Here is a 16,134-nt window from a genome sequence, read left to right on the forward strand (position 1 = left end):
AGCCTCAAAAAGTAAATTTAAACAACAATAACTGCCATATCAAAAACTTTTAAGCCTACTTAAGTATCGGTTAAAAGTTCAGGTTACTAACAGCCAATTATTAATAAAAAAGCCTAAAAGCAACAAACCCCTGAAAAAAAACAGGGGTTTGTCATTAGTCTGAAGCGGCTGATTAAGCCGCTTTTTTTGTGCTATATGATTGATTATTCAACTTTATAAACAATCGGCTTCCAGTCATCATGCTCTTTAGGGCGCGCATCATAAGCCAAATAATAGGTTTTGCCTGCCTCAACAGTTAAGGTCAACTTATTTTCTCGGTCATCTAAACCTTTGCGATCTCTAATACTGAGATTGCTTTTTGCCATTTTACCGATTTGAGCTGACAGGGTTAATTCATATTGACCCGGTTTTAACCAGACAGCATGGGCGCGAACCGGTACATTTTCACCATTGACTTCAACCAATTTAACTTGATACAACTGGCTGGCTTCACTGTAGTCACTGAGCACCACTTTGCCTGATGGCTCACTGGGTTTCGCAAAATCAAAAGCCAAGACTGCAAAGGGTAGTGATAAAGCTAATAATATTAATGTAATTTTTTTCATAATTCACCTCGAATGATCATTCAATTCTATAAGCAATGGGCTTCCAATCAAGAGAATCTTCGGCCCGCGCATCGTACGTTAAATAATAAGATTTACCTTCAACAACTTTAAAAGAGATAACTTCCAATTGTTGATCGGCGTTTCTTCGTTCTTTTAGACTCATGTGTTTTTTAGCATGGCCGTCAAGTTGGGGGGCCAGTGTTAATTCATACTCACCCGGCTTTAACCAAACCGCATGGGCGCGCGTGGGAACATTTTGACCATTGACTGCCGTTAATTGCACCGGATAAAAAGACATATGAGGACCGGGTTCACTGAAAATGAGTTTACCCGAAGGTTCGCTTGGTTTGGCAAAATTAAATGCCAGCAAAGAAAAGGGTAAAGTTAAAGCGATAACTGCAATCACTATTTTTTTCATGGTTAACCTCGTAATATTTTTAGTGGTTAATCTATAATACTGTTGTACACTGAATTTAAACTGAATCGTCAAGTTAATTGAGACGAAACCATCTTTGGAGAGGAATTTATGAAGCATTACACAAAATCAGCTGTTTTTTTTACCTTACTTATGACATCGGTTGTCTTGAGTGCACAATCAACATCGTCGGACTTAGAACGGATTATTAACGGTGAACACCGTTCGGACAAAAACATTGCCCGTAATACGTTTCGACATCCGCAACAAACGTTAGAGTTCTTCGGTGTGCGACCTGATATGACTGTGGTTGAATTGTGGCCTGGAGGTGGTTGGTACACAGAAATATTAGCCCCATATTTGGCTGCAGAAGGGCAATTAATCGCCGCCCATTTTGATGCCGATTCAGGTGTTGAATATTATCAAAAATCACGTCAGTCTTTTGATAAAAAAATGGCGGAAAATCCGATCTACAGTAAAGTTCAAACCATTAACTTTAACCCCGGTGTAACTGATTTATCGGTGCATAATGGCCAAGCAGATGCGGTGTTAACTTTCCGTAGCTTACATAACTGGTTAGGTGCTGAAAAATTGGATGCCGTGCTCAGTGATGTTTACGGTATGTTAAAGCCGGGGGGTGTTTTTGGGGTGGTTGAACATCGCGCTGATGGCAAAGCTGATATTGATCCCAGGGCAAAAAAAGGTTATGTTAATCAAGGCTATGCCATTCAACGCATTGAAGCGGCCGGTTTTAAATTAGTGGATATCAGTGAAATCAATGCCAATCCAAAGGATACGGCTGATCACCCCGATGGTGTATGGAATTTGCTGCCGTCTTTGCGGGTTCCTGAAGGCGCAGATGAAGATGCTTATAAAAGTATCGGTGAATCTGATCGCTTTACGTTAAAATTCATTAAGCCCGAAGCCTAAGATAAGTAATCGGATTAAGATGATTTTAGCCAAGGTTCGGGGTTTTCAGGTTTAGCCTGCTTTCGAATTTCGAAATAAACCCCACTTTGGCTGATGTTGCCGGATTGCCCGGCGGTGGCGATGTCTTGACCCGATTGTACCCAGTCACCCACTTCCACCAAAAGAGATTGGTTGTGACCATATAAACTCATGTAGTCATCACCATGATCAATAACCACCAATAGCCCATAACCGCGCAGCCAATCGGCGAAAGCCACCCGACCGTAAGCGCTGGCTTTTATGACTTGACCCGATTGGCCCGACACAACAATACCGTCCCAGCGACTGTGTCCAGCCCGCAAACTGCCAAAACGACGAATGATGTCACCACCTAATGGTTTGACCAATCGCCCTTTAAGTGAAGAAAATTGGGCGTTTTGTCCTAAATCATCAGGTAAATCATCGAGTAATTGACTGATTTCACTCAATAGCTGGTTGAGCCTTTCTCGGTCTTGATTGAGCGACTCGCTTTCACTTTGGTATTCGGCAATGGTGGTGCGTAAATTGCTCAACACCTGAGCGCGCTGTTGCTTTTGCGCCATCAGTTCGTCTTGCGCCATCTGTAACTCGTTTTGTTGCGATTTCAATTGTTGGTTTTTAACTTCAGTCTGACGTTGAATTTGTGATAATTGACCTATTTGTTGTGCAATGTTCTCGATTAAACCATACAGTCGATGCTGGAGAAATTTAATTTGATGTTGGGTAATGTCTGCTGAGCGATTATCTTGACTGAGCAAGATTGTTTTGAGAAAGCGATCATGGCTGATATAAATATGTAATCGCAATAGTTCTGCCATTTGTTGTTTTTGACTGGCTATGCTGTCTTTTAAGCCGGTAATCTGTTGGCCTAAAGCGGCCATTTGTTGTTCTGTGACTGCAATGTTGTTTTCGGTGTTACGAATGAGTTTGCCTTGGGCATTGATTAACTGATCCTGACGTTCTAATTCAGTCAATAATTTGGCTTCTTCTCCTCGGGCAGAGTTAAGGGCAGATGTTAATTCCCCTAAACGTGATTTAATGCCCTCAAGCTGCGCATTAATGGCGGTTTCATCCGGTGTTTGTGCGATCAAAGCCGGTAGATATAAAGCACACAATACAATGGTTATGAAAAAACGAGTTGGCATGTTAAAGCAGATAAACAAAAGGGTTATAATTAACAATTATAGTTTGGATCATCTGATTTGCCCACAAATGAGCCGTAAATCGCGCTATTTAATAATCAATTGATGAAATTCATTTGTGCATTTGAGTTAATAATAACAGCATTAACACTTGATTTTTGTGGGTCATCCCTTATATTGACTGTTTTCAATTTTCAGGTGTTAACTGATGTCTCAATTAGCTGAATTTACCGGCAATCACCCTTTTTTAGTGATGGCTTTTTTGATTGTCGCTTTTTTGTTTTTTTGGACTGTACTGAAAGAGCAAAGTAGTCAATTGAAAAACATTAACTCAGATCAGTTAACACGATTGGTTAATCAACAAAACGCCTTGTTGGTTGACACCCGTTCGGCAGAGGATTTTGCTGCCGGGCATATTGTTAATGCCCACAATATTCCAATGGCTGAAATTGATCAAGCCGCAAAGAAATTGTCAAAAGGCAAAAAAAGACCGGTGGTGGTTTATTGCCGCAGTGGTCGATCGTCTATGAAGGCCTGCCAACAACTTGAAAAACAAGGATTTGAACAGATTTTTAACCTGAAAGGCGGCATCAATGCATGGGTCAATGACAAATTGCCATTAAATAAGGCGTAACAAGATTTTTTTAAATATCTATTCACTCAACAGGAACTATTTATATGACTGAAGAAAATAAACAAGCTGCTAATGCAGAAAATAACGGCCCAAAAATGGCTTTTCAAAAAATTTATATCAAAGACGTGTCATTTGAGGCGCCGAATGCACCCCAGGTGTTCCAGGAGCAAGGTCAGCCAAATATTAAATTGAACTTGAATCAAAAGGTCGATAAATTGGATGGTAATACTTATGAAGTGACTTTAACGGCCACCGTAACTTGTGAAGTGAATGAAAAAAATGCGTACTTAGCTGAAGTGGCACAAGCGGGCATTTTCTCCATGGAGAATTTTGAAGAGCAAGCACTACACCAGACCTTAGGTATCTATTGTCCCAATGTATTATTCCCCTATGTGCGCCAACAGGTGAGTGATTTGATTACTGCCGGTGGTTTCCAGCCTTTGTTGTTACAGCCGGTTAATTTTGAACAAATGTATCAACAACAAATGCAACAAGCACAACAACAAGCCGCTTCAGAAACCAAACAATAATGCGTTTTGCGGTACTTGGTGCCGGTTCCTGGGGGACGGCCTTAGCCATACAGTTGGCGCAAAATAATCCCACTGTATTGTGGGGCCGTGACGCAGAAAAAATGGCTGCCATGAAGCAATCCGGGTGTAATCAGTTTTATTTACCTGATTACCCGTTTCCGGCCAATTTAACGGTTGAACAGGATTTGCAACAAGCCATCAACAGCTGCGAGGCGGTGTTGGTGGTTTGTCCTTCCCATGCATTTGGTGAAATACTGTGCTTAATTAAGCCGTTGCTCAATGGTCGCCCCGTGGCTTGGGCCAGTAAAGGTTTTGAGCCGGGTACCGGTCGGTTCTTGCACCAAGTGGCCGCAGAAATTTTAGGCGATCAGGTGCCCACGGCTTTAATCACCGGCCCATCTTTTGCCAAAGATGTGGCAGCCGGTAAACCCACATTAGTGGCTGTAGCGTCAAAACACCCTGAGTTTGCCGAAAAAGTAGCCAACGCGCTTCACAGCGAAACTTTTCGGGTTTACATGTCCACCGATATTATTGGTGCTGAGTTGGGCGGCGCGGTTAAGAATGTATTGGCGCTGGCCACCGGCATTGCTGATGGTATGCAATTAGGTGATAACACCCGAGCGGCATTAATTACCCGCGGCATGGCGGAAATGATGCGACTTGGACAAGTGTTGGGTGTTCGCAGCGAAACCTTGATGGGTTTGTCAGGTTTAGGCGATTTGGTACTGACATCGACTGGTGATTTATCGCGAAATCGGCGTATGGGCTTGGCTTTGGGGCAAGGCAAAACCATTGCTCAAGCTAAACAAAACATTGGCCAAGTGGTGGAAGGTATTGGCACCACCGATGAAGTGATGCGTCTGGCTCGTCGTCATCAGGTGGAGATGCCCATTACTGAACATGTATGGAAAGTGGTGCATGGTGAAATGACCACCGAAGAAGCGCTCTCGGCGCTAATGGGACGTGACCTCAGACCGGAATTTTAACTTTAATTTCCGGTCTTTGATAAATTCCTGAATTCATTCAGTTTATTATTGTACTGTCTTAACCGGTTGGTAGATATGGGTTACCAATTCAGCTTCACTGACTTGTGAAGGGTCATTGATATAAACTTCCCAAGGCGCTCCGGTAGCCACTAATCCATGCTCTTGTAAATAGGCATCAATAACTTCATACGACTTTTCTGCCTGTGAATAAGACCCTAGTTGTTCATACTTAACCACTTGGCCACCAGCTAATTGACCTAATTGTAATTCGCCCGTGACGCCGGACAGGCCGTTGACATTGACACCGATGGCAGCATCAATTCTCCAAGAACCAAATCCACCTTCGACATCAGCCCCCACTTGCTGATAAATGGCCATTGGTGAGGTGGCTGCCTCTAATTGGTTGCGTTCCATAAACATCATAATCTGATTAAAAGCAGAACTTAATTGACCACTAATTTCACTTTGGCTGTTGACTTCTATGGGAATAAATAAGATGTTTTGATTAGCGGTGGTGTCTTCACTGACAGCTGAAAAATCATATTCAGGTTGTGACTCAACCACTTCTTTCAGCTTTTGTAACCCTTGCTCGTATTGCGGTCCTAACATGCCATCCAACATGCTGCCGACATAGCGACCTAAAATGTCACCGTCAAAATCAGTCTCATAAATCCATTCAACTTTTGTGGTATCTTCATCGATTGGAGTCAGTCGATAGGTGGTGTGTGACACCGCATTGTCCTTGGATTTGAAAACCGTTTTGGTTTTAACAAGTTTGTTTTCAACGGTTTCAACGATGGTTTGTACGCCACTGCCGATGGATTGATTCCCGGACCAGGTCATTTGTGAACCAACCCCTGTTTCGGGTCCTTGGAAAGTGAATTCGGCATCAGGATCCATTTTCGGCCAAGGTGACCACTGGTTGAAGTTATGCATGGAATTAACGGTTTTATAGACCACTTTGACAGGTCGATCGATGGTGGTTTCGCGACTGACTGTAACCTCATCTTTTAAGAGAAACAGGCCGTAAGCGTAAAATCCGATAATTAAAAATAATAAAGCAAAAAATAAATATTTAAAAACCCGCATTGGAATATCCTTTGTTTTTTATGGGTGTAATGATAGCATAAGCGCATGCAAAGCCTGATAAATTTTACCCTTGAAAATCCTGTTCTAAGCATGGTTTTAGCTTTTCTGATGGGATTAACAGCATCCTTATTTGTGTGGTACCTAAATCACCGTAAACAGCAGCAAGATAATCGATTTATTGAACAACAATTGATCAATGCTCAGCAAGAAAATAAAGAGCTTATTGACAACCACCTCCAATTAAACCGCCAACAAGCTGAGCTCGGTGAGCGTTTAAAGCAAATGCAAAAATCTGTGATTGAAGGTGAACAGTTTGAACGCCAATATTATGATTTAAAAAATCAAATGGCCGGCTATAAAGCGCGCTTAGAAGAGCAGCAAAACAAAGTCCGTGAGCAAGCTGAATTTATCAAAAATTCAGGCCAGCAATTAGCCAACCAATTTAGTCATATCGGGCAAAAAATTCTCGATGAAAAGGGGCAGAAATTCACCCGTTTAAATCAGGAATCTTTGTCTAATTTGGTTAATCCTCTGAAGCTGCAGTTAACTGAGTTTCAGAATCTGATTAACACCACAGCCAGCCGCCAAACAGAACAGCAAGCCAGTTTAAAGACTGAGATTAAAAACATTCAAAAATTAAATACTCTGTTATCAGAACAAGCAGAAAACTTAACCAAGGCACTGACCGCACAGAGTAAAGTGCAGGGTAGTTGGGGCGAATTGGTGCTAAAACGGATATTAGAAACTGCGGGTTTGGTACTTGGACGCGAGTTTGAAACTGAGCGTAGTTTTAACCAAAACGGTCAGCGGTTTCGGCCGGATGTCTTAATTCATCTTCCCGATGATAAGCAACTGGTGATTGATGCCAAAGTTTCGCTGACAGCTTATGAGCGCATGGTTAATGCCACAGATGATACCACCCACGCCAGTGAGCTGCAGCAACACGTCAGTAGTCTTAAAAATCACATCAAGCAATTAGCCGATAAGAATTATGCCGATATTGAGGACTTGAATACCTTAGGTTTCGTGGTGATGTTTGTGCCGGTAGAAGGCGCATTAATGACAGCGCTGCAACATGATCCGGGCCTGTTAGAACAGGCTTATAATAAGAATGTTATTCCGTTATCGGCATCAGGTCTGTTGGTGACATTGCGAACAGTTATGCGTCTGTGGCAATTTGAAAAGCAAAATAAAAATGCCCAAGAAATAGCTAATCGTGCCGGTTTATTGATAGATAAGTTTACTGGTCTTTTAGATGACTTTAAAGACATTAAAGATCGCTTAGACCAGGCGCAATCTGCTTGGGCAAAAGCTGATAATAAATTGTCAGATGGTCATGGTAACTTAATCAGACAAGCACATCAGCTCAGCGAACTGGGCGCAAGACACAGTAAAGCTTTACCTAAGTTAGAGGATTAATCTTGTTCAATTGGTTGGGGTTTTTGCGTTGAAAAACGTAATTTAATGCGTTCCAGTAGTACATACAACGACGGAATCAATATTAAAGTAATAACCGTGGCAAACATAATGCCAAACGCCAATGATACCGCCATGGGCACGATGACTTTCGCCTGTAAAGACTGTTCAAACATAATCGGCATTAAACCAAAGAAAGTGGTCAATGAAGTCAGCATAATGGCGCGAAAGCGGCGACTGCCTGAATAACGGACTGCTTCGACTAAAGTTTGTCCTTCGCTGCGGCGATTATTGATGTAATCCACCATCACCAGGGAATCGTTTACCACCACCCCGAACAATGCAATGATACCGAATAAGGACATCATGGAAAATGTCAGACCCAACATCCAATGACCTATGATGGCGCCGGTCACGCCAAACGGGATGGCGGACATAATAATTAAGGGCTGACCATAAGATTTCAGCGGTACCGCCATCAACACATAAATGAGTAACAAAGCCATAGCAATGCCCCAGACAAAGTTGACGGCTAATTCCGCCATTTCTTTGCTGATGCCGTCTAAGTCAGATTTAATGGCGGGAAATTCAGCAACGATTGGATCACCGGGATTGGCTGGTTGAATTTTGGCAGCGATGGCTTGCGGGTTGGCAACGGCTTTATCCACTTGAGCGGTAATTCGTGCGGCTCGTTTTCGGTTAACCCGTTCGATGCTATTGGGGGCTTTGCCAATTTGAATATCGGCAACCGTATTTAATGGCACTTGATCGCCTTGTGGAGTGCGAATGCGCAGTTCTTGCAACGACTGCATGGATTCTCTGGCAGCGCGATCGTAGCGTAACATCACCCTGATTTCGTCATTACCACGCTGGATACGCTGTACTTCATCGCCGTAAAAGGCTTGACGAACCTGATGGCCGATGTCGTATTGAGTCAGGCCTAAATTTCTACCCAAGGGTTTAATCTTAAGTTGTACCTCATCTTTGCCGGCTTCCAAGGAATTGCGGACATCATAAACACCCTCAAAGGATTTGAGTTTATCGGCAACCATGTCAGCGGCTTTTTGTAAGTTATCAACATCAGGGCCAACTAACTTAAGGCTGATGTCAGGACCTTGTCCGGGACCGGCTAAGGCCACTGTGCCCACATAGGTGGCACCCACTATTTCTCCAATATTCTCCTGCCAGCGACGCATGACTGTTTTGCTGTCGATATAGGCCTCTTCATCTTTGAGCAGCTCGACAATGACCCGCCCTGAGGTTTGAGAATTTAAAAAAGCCAATCTGTGTTTAAAAACAGCGCCACTTTCCAGGCCATATTCTTCACTGATTTCACGGTCTAATTTAATCAATGCGTCTTGCACTTCAGTCAAAACTTCAATACTGCGGGATTGGGGTGTGCCTTGTGCCATGGCGAATTCTGCCTGAACGATGTCTGAGGCAAAATCCGGTAACATAACAAAGCGTACCAAGCCGTTGTTAATCAAGCTGATACTGAGAATAAAAATGGCGGCAAATATTGTTAAGGTCAAACCGGGTCGATTGACTGCCTTTTCAATGGTGGGTTGATAGCGTTTACTGATAAAGCTTTGTAAACCCCTGTCAATTTTTCGTTGTAACCGCAATAAAGGTCCCGGATTGGGGTTATTTTGTTGCGCATTCATGTGTGCTAAATGTGCCGGAAGGATTAATTTTGATTCCACCAGTGAAAACAGCAGACACAGAATTACCACCCAGCCGACAGCCTCAAAAAAAGAGCCGAATAATGTGCCAACAAACAACATTGGCGCAAATGCCGCCACAGTGGTAAGTACCCCAAATGTTGCCGGCACCGCCACCCTTTGCGCACCGATGACCACATTTTTTAGAGAGTGACCATGATCCTGGATTTCTGCGTAGGCGCTTTCGCCAATAACAATGGCATCATCCACCACAATGCCCAATACCAATATTAAGCCAAACATACTCAACATATTCATGGTTACGCCCAAATAAGGCATTAACAAAAATGCACCCAAAAAGGCCACAGGTAAGCCCAACATCACCCAAAAGGCCACCCGCAAACGCATAAACAAAGTTAAAATAATAATCACCAATATGGCGCCCTGAACCATATTTCGTTGCATCATGTCGAGTCTGCCACGTACATAGAAAGATGTATCCAGCCAAGCATCAATATCGATATTTGCCGGCAGTTGTGGTCGTATGTTATCGACAAATTGATGCACTTGATCAGAAATATCTAATACAGATTCTGTTTCTACAGAGTTCACTTGGATGCTGATGGCGGGCTGACCATCAAAGGTGCCCAGCACACGATCTTCTACGAAAGCATCTTTAATGATGGCAATATCGCCCAGTCGTAAACGTGAGCCGTCCGGGTTGGTGCGGATAACGGTGTCTGCATATTGTTTACCGGTATAAGATTGACCAACAGTTCTTAAAAGTACATCGCCACGTTCGGTTTTAATGGCACCACCGGGTAAGTCTAATGATGCCCGCTGTAAAGCGCCGGCTATTTCATCAAAGGTCAATTGATATTCACGCAGTGTCATTTCTGTCACTTCAATACCAATTTCATAGGGACGGTAGCCGATTAATTCTGCCAACGAAACATCCGGCAAGTCCACCAGTTCGTTGCGAATGTGTTGGCTTATTTCCAGTAATTCACTTTCCGGTACTAAACCATGTAAGGACACAAACATCACCGGTTGCTGTGCCAAAACCTCACTGATAATGGGTTTTTCAGCTTGCTCGGGAAAGGAATTAACACCATCAACACGGTTTTTAATTTCCGCCATGACCTGCTTAACATCATAAGCAGAGTCAACTTCTACATAGGTGCGCGCCATGCCTTCATTGGCCACACAAGTGATTTTATCAATGCCTTCTAAGCCTGAAATGGCATCTTCTAATTTAATGCATAGGCCTTTTTCAACTTCATCCGGCGCGGCACCGGGATACACCATATTGATGGACACTTGGTTGATGGTGGTGGTTGGAAACATTTCCTTTTTTAAATTGAAGGCAATGGCAAAACCAACAACCAATATACAAACCATCATTAAATTGGCCGCCACCGGATTGGAAGCAAACCAATATATGATGCCGCGATCCCATTGTTTGCTCATGAGGGATTAGCCGTTGTTTGATTGTCTTGATCATCCGCCGTGTTATTGGTCATTGAAGCATGGCGAAGCGTCATACCTTGCTCAGGAAATTGAATCGGCGTGATAACGATGTCATCTTTTTCATTGATGCCTTCGATGATGTAATCAAACTCATCGGTCTGATAGATAACTGAAACCGGCTGAATATGTAAGTGCCCGTCACGATAAAGTGGCAAGCGCTGTTGCGGTAATAACCATTCAGCGGGTACCGGATAAACCTGAGGATAACTTGGGCCAATGATGTCGGCACTGACAAAGGTGTTAAACCGTAAACCCAGAGCAAAGGGATTCTTTACCTCGGCAATGCCGTAGGTGACCATGGTTTGCGCATCTTTTTGAGGTTCCAATCGCACCAGCTGGGCCTCTCCAACTTCAGCGCCATCTACTGCATGTAATGTCACTGGCAGAGGTAAATGATGGTTATCGGATAGTTGTAATTGATTTAAGTGTCGGGTGGTTAAAGGCAGTCTAATTTCAGCGGTTTCAATACCGGCTAATCGTGCGAGTTGACCGGATACCGTCACGAATTGGCCAATGTCAACTTGCTTGGTGAGAACAGTGCCGTCAAAAGGGGCTTTGATGGTGGTTTTACTGAGGTCTCTCAGGGCTTTTTGTAAGTCTGCTTTGGCGGCATCCACGGCAGCTTGTGCGCCCTTAAGTTGTGGAATATTCAATAATAAATCGCTGGGCTTGGTTTTTTTACCAAATGATTCCCAATCTTTTTGCGCTTGCTCAGCCTTGGCTTTTTCTAAATCTAAATTGGCGCGAGCACTGGCTAAGTTGGCTTCACTTCTGGAGACTGCCACTTGGTAATCTGCTGGTTCAATTTGTAACAGAACATCACCTTGTTTAAATTGCCCGCCAACCACAAAGCTGTCACTCACCTCGGTGACCAGGCCACTCACCTCAGCCACTAAACTGATGTCATGTTTTGGTTTTAACAGACCTTGAGATTGTATTTTTAATGTCAATGGCTCAGGTTTGACTTGTGCTGTTTCAACCAGAAAGCCAATGTCTTGACGGGGCTGGGTTTGTGGTTCGACACGAAATAAGCGCATAATTAATATGAAGCCGATGACGACCAGTGCAATAACAAGAAAAGGGCCGGCTTTTTGCAAAAAGGTTGCTGTTTTGTCACGCATTATAGAATCCTAACATGGTCTGTAACCGGTTAAATTTGAGGTGATTGTGATATCTTATGCAGGCCTTGTGCCGTTTTAAATAGGGCATTGGTCACAATGATTCACGTATTTCGTTGATGGCTGATTTTAATTGTTGGCCGGCATCACCTGCTTGTTGAGAAAAATCAGCACCGTCACCGGCATAAATAATACTTCTGGAAGCCGATATAATTAATCCCAAACCGTCATTGCGTAATCCGGCTTTTAAGGTGGCGGCCAAATCTCCGCCTTGGGCGCCGATACCGGGAATCAATAAAGGCATATTGCCCACCTGTTCACGAACGGCTTGTAATTGTTCGGGGTAAGTGGCTCCGACCACCAACAGTACATTGTTATTTTTGTTCCATTGCCCTGCTGCCAGTTGTGCCACATGTAAATAAAGTGGCTGGCCGGACTCTAATAACAAGTCTTGTAACTGTCCTGATTCACGGTTGGAGGTTTTGCATAAAACCACCACGCCTTTGTCAGTGTATTGACAATAAGGTTCGATGGTGTCACCACCCAAATAGGGGTTAACCGTTAAGGCATCTGCCTGATACCTGACAAACGCTTCCTCTGCATAGCGCTCTGCAGTGCTACCGATGTCGCCACGTTTACTGTCTAAAATCACCGGAATGTCAGGGTAATTTAAATGAATGTATTCGATTATGTCATGTAGTTGTTGCTCTGCGGCCAGCGCTGAAAAATGTGCAATTTGTGGCTTGAAAGCACAGGCATGTTTGGCAGTGGCATCGACAATGGCTTGTAACCAGTCACTGAGGTTAATGTTGAGCGAGCTTATTTTAAGCGCTTGTGGATCTAAACCAACACATAATAAGCTGTTGGCTTTTTGTTGTCTTTGTTCTAATTGTCTAATAAACATGATGTAATTATCTGATATAAGGTCACTGTTTTAGTGCGAAGCATTGATTGTAAGGGAACTTTCCGGCGATAAAAACCTCTTTTAACGTACACTCTATTAAATAACTACAATGACAACTAAAAAACCATACATTATCAGTCTGCTTGTCGTTTTTTTGTCAATTTATGGACTCGCTCAGGCTACTTTACCCACCGCCGTTGGCAATCAGCCCGTACCTTCGCTGGCACCTATTTTAGAGCAGGTAACGCCAGCAGTGGTTAATATTAACACCCGTTCGGTGCAATACGTGCGCAACTCTCGAAATGAATTTTACCGCTGGTTTTATGGTTTACCCAGTGCCCCGCAAGAGCGGGTGTCACAGTCTCTGGGTTCAGGCGTTATCGTCGATGCTAAACAGGGCTATATTTTGACCAATCATCATGTGGTAAAAGGTGCCGATGATATTTCCGTGGTGCTGCATGATGGTCGCACCTATAGCGCCGAATTAATTGGTTCTGATGATGGCACCGATGTGGCGGTGATTAAAATAGAGGCTGACAATCTAACCGCTTTATCGTTGGCTGATTCCAGACAATTAAAAGTCGGAGATTTTGTGGTGGCGGTGGGCAATCCGTTTGGTTTGGGACAAACGGTGACCTCGGGTATTGTTAGCGCCTTAGGTCGAACCAGTTTACAAGGGCTCGGCTATCAGAACTTTATTCAAACCGATGCCTCGATTAATCCCGGCAATTCAGGTGGTGCCTTGATTAATTTAAATGGTGCGTTGGTGGGTATTAACACCGCCATCTTTTCCCCGTCAGGCGGCAATGTCGGTATTGGCTTTGCGATTCCTTCCACCTTAGCTCAGCGAATGATGGATCAACTCATTGAATATGGTGAAGTGCGACGTGGTTCTTTGGGTTTGAGTGTACAGAACATCACAGAACAACTGGCCAGGGCTTTTGACGTCACCCAAAAACACGGCGTTATAATCACCAATGTGGACCCTGATTCTCCGGCGATGCGTGCCGGCCTCAAATCCGGCGACATCATCATTAAACTTAATGGTGATAAAATTAACAATCAACAGCAGTTTAAGAACTTTGAAGGTTTGTTGCCGCTCAACAGTGCCGTGCTAATTGATTATTTACGTGACAATAAAACCTTAAAAACCGCCACCGAAATCACAGACAATGATCGCAATGAGCTAAGCGGTCATGAGCTGCACCCCTTACTAAAAGGCACCACATTGCGTAATTTACCGATGAAATACCGCCAGCAATACCAAGGGGTATTGGTGGATACCGTGACCCGTGACACATCGGCATGGGAATTGGGCTTACGTGCCGGTGATTTAATTACCGCAGTGGATAAACAAGACATTGCCACCTTAAAGCAGATGACGGTTAGAATGAACAACAATCCATCGCCATTGTTAAATATCTACCGCAACGGCCGCAACTACTTATTGGTACTGGAGTAAAGAGTTAATATGAAACAAGAACACAAAGACAAATTAAAAAATAAATTAGATAAAGACAGTTATAACGTCATTGTCAATAAGGGTACGGAACGACCCCACACCGGTAAGTACAACCTGCATTTTGAGGACGGAACCTATTTATGTAAATCCTGTGGTGCCGCTTTATTTACCAGTGACAGTAAATTCGATGCCCATTGCGGTTGGCCCAGTTTCGATCGCGCTCTTGCCAATGACACCGTGAAAGAAGTATTTGATGATTCACACGGCATGCGTCGCACCGAAGTGGTGTGTGCGCAATGCGAAGGTCATTTAGGCCATGTCTTCAATGACGGCCCCACCGACACCGGCTTACGTTATTGCATTAACTCCGTGTCTTTGGATTTTAAGAATAAACGGTTGTAATAGCAGTCAAGCACCAATAATCTATTTTATTAGAGCCCCTTTTTGTCATGTCATGACTAAAAGCTCTGATATATGGCCTTAAATTTTCTATTTATTTTGTTAAAGTTTGACATTTGTCATACAAAGAACCATTCAAACATTAATCTATTGCTAATTTAGCCGCTTTAAACGAATATTTTTTGGCGAAACTTAGTCAGTAACTTTCTGATTAGCTTTTACAGTTAAATATTGAAAGTAATATTCATAATGAGTTATTAATGAGGGATAGGTTTGAATACAATTATAAATGTAAGATTGTTGGGGTTTAATGGCTATCGAGATCACCAAAATTTTAAATATATTTTAGAAAGACGCAGCGATAAAGCGTTTCGGTTCCAGCTTTCTGAAAGTGACGTGCACTTAACCATTGTTGATCCTGACAGCACTGAAGGCAGTCATTTTTTAATCACCAACAAACCAAGTCCAAGCGTCTATGTCGCAACAGCCGAATTTCCTGAAAGTGCCAAATACATTATTTCTAAACCCATAAAAGTGGAAGAGATACATCATATCTTGGATGAGTTTTTATCAACGTTTAATGCGCATACGCCAAGTAATAACTCAAATCAAGTCCTCAAAAACAAAAGCCCATCTACTAAATCATCATCCAATTTTTACCAACCGAATAATTACTTACAAGGCCGTATTTTGGATTCGTTGTCCAAAGTAAAATCAGGCGATGAATGTATCCGTCTGATTATGCCTTTTAGCCAATCAGAAATGCTGATTATCATTTTGACCAAAGATCGAAAGGTTTTTGTCTCACGGGAAGTGAATGAGTTGGATAAGTTTTATGGTTTTATGTTTGGTGAAACTGAGGTCAAGATTGATTATTTTAAAAAATCTGATCCGGAAATTAAAGACAACTTACAAGGGCCAAGCTTAAGTTTAGAGAAATTGCTTTGGGATGCTTCTGCGTGCGCCTCATTGGGCAGATTACCTTGTGACACCAGTGAAACGGAACAGCTTAGGTTAAAAAGGTGGCCTAACTTAACCCGTAAAAAATTTAAACCCGGCTTTTTGCAAGTTGCGGCCTTATGGTCGCAAAACAGTTTATCCATTGAACAAATGAAGCAAAATTTACCCAAACTGGAACAGCAAATTAATGCCTTTTACTCAGCGGCATCATCCTTGGATTTGTTTGAAGAGGTGCATGATTTTAATGATTCTGGCTCAAGACGGACAGTTGATAAAGGATTATTTAAGAAAATATTGAGCTGGGTTAGGTCTTAAACCATTTAGTATGACAATAG

At 42.9% G+C, this 16,134-nt stretch carries 15 protein-coding genes; 8 read left to right on the plus strand and 7 right to left on the minus strand.

Annotated elements, in window-relative coordinates:
* Positions 1 to 203: 203 nt before the first annotated feature.
* Together OS173_RS12155 and OS173_RS12160 are read right to left on the minus strand one after the other, a co-directional pair.
* The gene (locus tag OS173_RS12155; protein ID WP_267184562.1) at positions 204 to 605 is read right to left on the minus strand and encodes a hypothetical protein; all 402 of its coding nucleotides are present in this window, start codon (positions 603 to 605) and stop codon (positions 204 to 206) included.
* A 16-nt stretch (positions 606 to 621) separates the two neighbouring features.
* Complete coding sequence (locus OS173_RS12160; protein ID WP_267184563.1) at positions 622 to 1,023, minus strand: hypothetical protein; 402 nt, start codon at positions 1,021 to 1,023, stop codon at positions 622 to 624.
* A gap of 108 nt (positions 1,024 to 1,131) precedes the next feature.
* Here OS173_RS12160 and OS173_RS12165 point away from each other — a divergent pair, with 108 nt between their 5' ends.
* Positions 1,132 to 1,950, plus strand: coding sequence for a class I SAM-dependent methyltransferase (locus tag OS173_RS12165; RefSeq protein ID WP_267184564.1), 819 nt, complete (start codon positions 1,132 to 1,134; stop codon positions 1,948 to 1,950).
* Positions 1,951 to 1,964: 14 nt separating this feature from the next.
* On the opposite strand, the gene OS173_RS12170 is transcribed toward OS173_RS12165, so the two are convergent.
* Positions 1,965 to 3,113 carry a murein hydrolase activator EnvC family protein gene (locus OS173_RS12170; protein WP_267184565.1) on the minus strand — a complete coding sequence of 383 codons (1,149 nt, stop codon included), beginning with the start codon at positions 3,111 to 3,113 and terminating at the stop codon, positions 1,965 to 1,967.
* A 205-nt stretch (positions 3,114 to 3,318) separates the two neighbouring features.
* Between OS173_RS12170 and OS173_RS12175 the strand changes: the two genes are divergently transcribed.
* Genes OS173_RS12175 through OS173_RS12185 form a run of 3 tightly spaced genes read left to right on the plus strand, consistent with a single transcriptional unit; the run spans position 3,319 to position 5,260 of the window.
* Positions 3,319 to 3,744: a rhodanese-like domain-containing protein gene (locus OS173_RS12175; protein WP_267184566.1), complete on the plus strand. Its 426-nt coding sequence runs from the start codon at positions 3,319 to 3,321 to the stop codon at positions 3,742 to 3,744.
* Positions 3,745 to 3,788: 44 nt separating this feature from the next.
* Positions 3,789 to 4,274 (plus strand): protein-export chaperone SecB, encoded by a 486-nt coding sequence (gene secB / locus OS173_RS12180; RefSeq protein ID WP_267184567.1) that lies wholly within the window; start codon positions 3,789 to 3,791, stop codon positions 4,272 to 4,274.
* Positions 4,274 to 5,260 carry an NAD(P)H-dependent glycerol-3-phosphate dehydrogenase gene (locus OS173_RS12185; RefSeq protein ID WP_267184568.1) on the plus strand — a complete coding sequence of 329 codons (987 nt, stop codon included), beginning with the start codon at positions 4,274 to 4,276 and terminating at the stop codon, positions 5,258 to 5,260. The genes secB and OS173_RS12185 overlap by 1 nt, the downstream gene beginning before the upstream one ends.
* A gap of 45 nt (positions 5,261 to 5,305) precedes the next feature.
* Here OS173_RS12185 and OS173_RS12190 read toward each other — a convergent pair whose 3' ends face one another.
* Positions 5,306 to 6,349: an SRPBCC family protein gene (locus OS173_RS12190; protein WP_267184569.1), complete on the minus strand. Its 1,044-nt coding sequence runs from the start codon at positions 6,347 to 6,349 to the stop codon at positions 5,306 to 5,308.
* A 45-nt stretch (positions 6,350 to 6,394) separates the two neighbouring features.
* On the opposite strand from OS173_RS12190, the gene rmuC reads away from it, so the two are divergent.
* Positions 6,395 to 7,768, plus strand: coding sequence for a DNA recombination protein RmuC (gene rmuC, locus OS173_RS12195; RefSeq protein WP_267184570.1), 1,374 nt, complete (start codon positions 6,395 to 6,397; stop codon positions 7,766 to 7,768).
* Here the strand turns inward: rmuC and OS173_RS12200 are convergent.
* The 3 genes from OS173_RS12200 to pyrF form a co-directional block, all read right to left on the minus strand.
* Positions 7,765 to 10,896 carry an efflux RND transporter permease subunit gene (locus OS173_RS12200; protein ID WP_267184571.1) on the minus strand — a complete coding sequence of 1,044 codons (3,132 nt, stop codon included), beginning with the start codon at positions 10,894 to 10,896 and terminating at the stop codon, positions 7,765 to 7,767. The two genes, rmuC and OS173_RS12200, sit on opposite strands and share 4 nt — an antisense overlap.
* Positions 10,893 to 12,077 carry an efflux RND transporter periplasmic adaptor subunit gene (locus OS173_RS12205; protein WP_267184572.1) on the minus strand — a complete coding sequence of 395 codons (1,185 nt, stop codon included), beginning with the start codon at positions 12,075 to 12,077 and terminating at the stop codon, positions 10,893 to 10,895. The genes OS173_RS12200 and OS173_RS12205 overlap by 4 nt, the downstream gene beginning before the upstream one ends.
* A gap of 91 nt (positions 12,078 to 12,168) precedes the next feature.
* On the minus strand, positions 12,169 to 12,978 hold the full coding sequence (gene pyrF, locus OS173_RS12210) for an orotidine-5'-phosphate decarboxylase (RefSeq protein ID WP_267184573.1): 810 nt from the start codon (positions 12,976 to 12,978) through the stop codon (positions 12,169 to 12,171).
* 109 nt (positions 12,979 to 13,087) lie between these two features.
* Here pyrF and OS173_RS12215 point away from each other — a divergent pair, with 109 nt between their 5' ends.
* The 3 genes from OS173_RS12215 (at position 13,088) to OS173_RS12225 (ending at position 16,114) form a co-directional block, all read left to right on the plus strand.
* Positions 13,088 to 14,440, plus strand: coding sequence for a Do family serine endopeptidase (locus tag OS173_RS12215; RefSeq protein WP_267184574.1), 1,353 nt, complete (start codon positions 13,088 to 13,090; stop codon positions 14,438 to 14,440).
* A gap of 9 nt (positions 14,441 to 14,449) precedes the next feature.
* On the plus strand, positions 14,450 to 14,842 hold the full coding sequence (msrB, locus tag OS173_RS12220; protein WP_267184575.1) for a peptide-methionine (R)-S-oxide reductase MsrB: 393 nt from the start codon (positions 14,450 to 14,452) through the stop codon (positions 14,840 to 14,842).
* A 270-nt stretch (positions 14,843 to 15,112) separates the two neighbouring features.
* Positions 15,113 to 16,114 (plus strand): hypothetical protein, encoded by a 1,002-nt coding sequence (locus OS173_RS12225; protein WP_267184576.1) that lies wholly within the window; start codon positions 15,113 to 15,115, stop codon positions 16,112 to 16,114.
* Positions 16,115 to 16,134: the final 20 nt, after the last annotated feature.

The organism is Marinicella gelatinilytica, from assembly GCF_026410405.1.
In the GTDB taxonomy this organism is placed as follows: Bacteria; Pseudomonadota; Gammaproteobacteria; order Xanthomonadales; family Marinicellaceae; genus Marinicella; species Marinicella gelatinilytica.

Coding starts and splice junctions, on each gene's coding strand:
- OS173_RS12155 (WP_267184562.1), bottom strand. CDS start 605: ATGAAAAAAATTACATTAATATTATTAGCTTTATCACTACCCTTTGCA.
- OS173_RS12160 (WP_267184563.1), bottom strand. CDS start 1,023: ATGAAAAAAATAGTGATTGCAGTTATCGCTTTAACTTTACCCTTTTCT.
- OS173_RS12165 (WP_267184564.1), top strand. CDS start 1,132: ATGAAGCATTACACAAAATCAGCTGTTTTTTTTACCTTACTTATGACA.
- OS173_RS12170 (WP_267184565.1), bottom strand. CDS start 3,113: ATGCCAACTCGTTTTTTCATAACCATTGTATTGTGTGCTTTATATCTA.
- OS173_RS12175 (WP_267184566.1), top strand. CDS start 3,319: ATGTCTCAATTAGCTGAATTTACCGGCAATCACCCTTTTTTAGTGATG.
- secB (WP_267184567.1), top strand. CDS start 3,789: ATGACTGAAGAAAATAAACAAGCTGCTAATGCAGAAAATAACGGCCCA.
- OS173_RS12185 (WP_267184568.1), top strand. CDS start 4,274: ATGCGTTTTGCGGTACTTGGTGCCGGTTCCTGGGGGACGGCCTTAGCC.
- OS173_RS12190 (WP_267184569.1), bottom strand. CDS start 6,349: ATGCGGGTTTTTAAATATTTATTTTTTGCTTTATTATTTTTAATTATC.
- rmuC (WP_267184570.1), top strand. CDS start 6,395: ATGCAAAGCCTGATAAATTTTACCCTTGAAAATCCTGTTCTAAGCATG.
- OS173_RS12200 (WP_267184571.1), bottom strand. CDS start 10,896: ATGAGCAAACAATGGGATCGCGGCATCATATATTGGTTTGCTTCCAAT.
- OS173_RS12205 (WP_267184572.1), bottom strand. CDS start 12,077: ATGCGTGACAAAACAGCAACCTTTTTGCAAAAAGCCGGCCCTTTTCTT.
- pyrF (WP_267184573.1), bottom strand. CDS start 12,978: ATGTTTATTAGACAATTAGAACAAAGACAACAAAAAGCCAACAGCTTA.
- OS173_RS12215 (WP_267184574.1), top strand. CDS start 13,088: ATGACAACTAAAAAACCATACATTATCAGTCTGCTTGTCGTTTTTTTG.
- msrB (WP_267184575.1), top strand. CDS start 14,450: ATGAAACAAGAACACAAAGACAAATTAAAAAATAAATTAGATAAAGAC.